General features: G+C 63.4%; 3 protein-coding genes and 1 pseudogene. 2 read left to right on the top strand and 2 right to left on the bottom strand.

The window, feature by feature from the left end; translation table 11 throughout:
• Both JGU66_36140 and JGU66_36135 read right to left on the bottom strand, forming a co-directional pair.
• Positions 1-226, bottom strand: a 226-nt coding sequence (locus JGU66_36140) for an IS3 family transposase (protein ID MBJ6766206.1), incomplete at its 3' end; no start/stop codon positions are given.
• Entirely contained in the window at positions 220-483 is a 264-nt protein-coding gene (locus tag JGU66_36135; protein MBJ6766205.1) for a transposase, read from the bottom strand. The genes JGU66_36140 and JGU66_36135, both read right to left, overlap by 7 nt.
• 66 nt (positions 484-549) lie before the next feature.
• Here JGU66_36135 and JGU66_36130 point away from each other — a divergent pair, with 66 nt between their 5' ends.
• Positions 550-2727 (top strand): DNA primase, encoded by a 2178-nt coding sequence (locus JGU66_36130; protein MBJ6766204.1) that lies wholly within the window; start codon positions 550-552, stop codon positions 2725-2727.
• Positions 2728-4009: 1282 nt separating this feature from the next.
• Positions 4010-4153: pseudogene (locus JGU66_36125) on the top strand (PD-(D/E)XK nuclease family protein).
• The last annotated feature ends 213 nt before the right edge of the window (positions 4154-4366 follow it).

Raw genomic sequence — 4366 nt, 5'->3', positions numbered from 1 at the left:
GCCCGTCGCGCCCCAGGAAGATGCGGATGCGACGGTAGCCGTACCTCGGGTACTGCAGGGCAAGCTCACGCATCCGCTTCACCACGGGCTTCTCCCGCTGTGTCTTCTGGGACTCGTACCCCAGTGCCGAGCGCGCCACCCGCAGCAGCCTGCATGATCGCCGGGTGGACAGCCCCATCGCGCGGGCATACTCCACCTGCTGCCTTCGCCCGGGGGCGCTCACCATTCTTTTGCTTGGATTTCCTTCAGCACCTCGATGTCCAAGTCGCGCTCGGCCAGCAGCTTCTTCAACCGGGCATTCTCCGCTTCCAGTTGCTTCAGCCGCTTCGTGTCGTTGGCGTCCATGCCCCCGAAGCGCTTGCGCCACGCGTACACCGTCGGCTCACTCACTCCGTGCTTCTTCGCGGTCTCCGATACCGAGGTCCGCTCCGCCTCGCGCAGAATCGCGACCATCTGCTCCTCGCTGAACCGACTCTTCTTCACCGCCTGCCTCCGTCGTACCCGGAGCGGCATCCTCTCAAGCTTCAGCCGGTCCGAAAATCCCAGAGCATGTCAATAGCCACTGCTGTGTTCGACCTGGACCATCTGACCGCGCAGCAGCTCTCGTGCCTCGATTCAGTCGAGCGGCACGGATTCGCCTTCGCGCTTCACTCGACACATAGCAACCTACCCCCTGACGACTACTGCCTGCGTCTCGTCATGCCGTTGTCGCGGCCCGTGCGCCCGAGCGAATGGCCTGCCGTAAGACAGGCAGCAATCCAATTGCTCGCAATCCCTTCCGACCCGGCAACCAAAGACTTGGCGCGCATCTACTACCTGCCGGACGCGCCGGTCGGCACCGAGCCACTCGCACTCACGAGAGAAGGCGTCCCACTCGATGTCGACGCGCTGCTCGCGAAAGCTCAGTCTGCGAGCCCCAGTGCCCCAGCAACACCGTCAGAGTCAGCCGACCTGTACGAGCTGCGCGCCCTCCTGCGCAAGATTCGGAAGCCCGAGCGCGTCGTCCTTGTGCGGCGAGTCCTCGCAGGTGAGCCCCTGGCCCCGGTTGGCGAGCAGGACAACGCGCTGAACACGCTGATGTCATGCGCGGCATTCGCCCACCCGCTGGACACGCCGGAAGCCGCGGTCGTCGAGCTGTTCCGCGCGTCCTTCGCGGCGATGGACTGGGGCGAGGGAACGGAGCACCTGTGTCGGCAGGCCGCGCTCAAGCTGCGCCGCCACCGGGAGCGCCGCCGCACGCGGAATGCCGGTCGGCTGGCCGAGAACACCACCATTTGGGAGGCCCTCGGCACGAAGGCCCCGGAAGCCGCCCCCGCCCTGGACGCGGACGACGCATGGGAGCGCGAGCTGCTGATCGATACGACGAAGGAGGGCGGGAAGCGCCTGCGGAACTGCGAAGCAAACATCTTCACCGTCCTCCTCCGCTCGCCCGAGTGGCGCGGCGTCCTGCGCTTCAACGAAGTCACGAAGGCCCTTGAAGTCGACGGTGGCCCCCTCGGCCCCAGCGTGGACCTCGAAACGCTGGATGTGCTCGCGGCCAACTGGATGCAGCGCAGCGCCTACGGGCAACTCGGCCTGGCACCGAAGGCCCAAGCCGTCGCGCAGCAGCTCCTCGCGGTAGCCAAGTGCAACAGCTACGACCCGGTCGCCGACTACCTGTCCGGGCTCACCTGGGACGGAGTGCCGCGACTCGACGAGCTGTTCGTAACGTACTTCGGCGCGCAGGGGGATGCCGGCTACCTGCGGGCCGTGGGCGCGAAGTTCGCCCTGTCGGCCGTCGCGCGGGCGCTGCGTCCCGGATGCAAGGTCGACACGATGCTGATTCTTGAGGGCGCGCAGGGGTTGCGGAAGTCGACCGCGTTCCGAATCCTCGCGGGGCAGTTCTTCAGCGACGCACAAATCGACGTGACGAACAAAGACAGTGCGATGTTGGCCTCTCAATACTGGTTCATCGAACTGGCCGAGCTGAGCACCTTCAGGAAGAGTGAAGACCAAGCGCTGAAGGCATTCATCTCCCGCACGGACGACACCTACCGCCCGTCCTATGGACGCACCAACGTGCGGGCACCGCGGCGATGCGTCCTTGTTGGGACAACGAACGATGACGATTACCTGCGCGACCCGACCGGCCATCGTCGCTTCTGGCCGGTGAAGTGCACGCGCATTGACACCGACGCACTCGCGAGGGACCGAGACCAGATTTGGGCCGAAGCCGTCGTGCGATTCCTGCGCGGCGAGGAGTGGTGGCTCAGCAACGAAGCGGCTCAGGAGGCCGAGCACCAAGCCTCGCTGCGACAGGAGAACTACGGGGACGGCCGGAAGGAAGTCATCCTGCGGTGGCTCCTGGAAATGCCGGCCGACAAGCGCCCGTCCGACGTGACGATTCTTCAGGTCGGAGTCGAGGCATTCACCCTCCACCCCGCGCAGGTGGACCCGCGCCTCTCTCGGGAGATTGGCGCGGCCCTGAAGGCGCTGCACTTCACGCGCGGACAGCGCCGGATGGGAGACGGGCCCCGGCCGCTCATCTACTACCTGCCGGACGAACTGCGGAATGCCTCAACGGAAAAGCGCGACAGCACTGGAACGAGCCTGCGGGCCCAGTTTGAACGGCGTTCGCCCGAACCAGGATTCACGGCTCTGCACTGTCTATTTCCGGACACTGCGAGGAGCCGTGAACAACATACCCATCACGGAACAACCATCAAGCCGCCATATCGACTTTTCTAGAATTTCAAGGACACTCCGCCCGCAGTTCAACACCCTCGCAGGAGTGCACCATGTCATTCGAGCGTGTCGTTAAGCGCATTCCCCTTTGCGCCGTCATTGCATCCGCAGCAGCCCTTTTCGTCGCCTGTGGTCAGCCCATGGCCAACGAGGAGGCCCCAAGCGACGGGGACAACTCTGTCACAGCCCTCAGTGCCCCAACGGCTGCGATTGTCGAATGTGATTACGAGCTAGATCCCAAAGTCTATTGCATCGGCAGCGCAAGCAACGGTGTGCCCCCGTACAAGTACACGTGGTCGACAGTGAGCGTCTGGCCGGATGGGGAGGTGAGCGGTGGCCCGACCACGGGAACGGCCACGAAGTATTACTCTGTATGCAGCCACCGCTTCGCATCAGGGGTGAGCCACTACACCCTTAAAGTCCGCCTCACTGTAACCGACGCTAACAACAGCGTATCAAACACCGCGGAGGCATTGTTCCGCGGCTGCGTGGGCAGCAACCCGGATCCGCTCTCGCCAATCAATCCATAGCATTTTCCACCATCCACAAGCTGAGCATACTCCGCACCTCATAGGAGCATGCCCAGTCCGGGCTCGAATCCTGCGGCCCCCATGAGCCACTCCCGGAAACCGCCCCAACTACGTGGGGTGCCTTCCTCCGGTGACACGCTCAGGCCCGAAGGTCGCCACAGCTTCCGTTTTCCTCGTCAACACACAAGAAAGAGTCTCCATGTCGCCCCGAAAAGTCGTGAAATGCCTTCAGTACGCTGCCGTGATTGCCTCGGCAGGATCCCTGCTCGGAGCCTGCGGTCAGCCCATGGCCAACGAGGAAGGAGGGCCTGATTCAGTCAACACCGTCACCGCAGCCGTCACCATTCCCCCATCCGCATCCATGACCTGCACCCTGGCTAGGCCATCGGGGAACATCACCTGCACCGGCAGCGCCAGCAACGGAGTGCCGCCTTACACGTACCAGTGGCGACGCACTTATGACGGCACTCCCGATTCATGGGAAAATGGCAGCAGCACATACTATGACAGCTGCACAATCGGATTTCACACGGGAGGGGCGTACTACTCCCTGAACATCGAATTCCGAGTCGTCGACGCAAACGGGTACGTCTCTAATACAGTGGCGAAGTTCTACGGCACCTGCTGGCGTGAGAACCCGTAGCACTCGAATGATACCTGAGCATGCTCAACGACTCGCACGGGCATGCTCAGTTCGGACTCGAATTCTGCGGGCACCGTGAACCACTCCCGGAAACCGCACCCATTTATCTGGGGTGCCTTCCTCCGGTGACACGCTCAAGCACGGCCCCTCCGTTGTCGCAGGAGTCCTCCAACGGTTGAGCGTCTCTCAGCTCAAGCGCCACAAGCAGTGCCCGCGCGCGTGGTACTTCGCCAAAGTGCTACGCGTTCCCAAGCCTCCCCAGTCGCTAGTTTTCGGCACCTCGAGCGCCCCTGCGCGGCCTTCCAATCCCGCGCTTCTCCGCGCTCGTATGGATCGAAGACCCGCGCTTCTTGAAGGTCGTCTCCACCTCCAGAAAACAACGCAGCGCCGGAGTCCGACCTCGAAACGGCACGCGCCGAAATGGCGAAACCGGTGAGCGTCAAGGTAGTTGTCGCGTGAGAGGGTTCAG

The sequence above is a fragment of the Myxococcaceae bacterium JPH2 genome (assembly GCA_016458225.1).
In the GTDB taxonomy this organism is placed as follows: domain Bacteria; phylum Myxococcota; class Myxococcia; order Myxococcales; family Myxococcaceae; genus Citreicoccus.
This window is presented reverse-complemented; position numbering and strand designations above follow the sequence as displayed.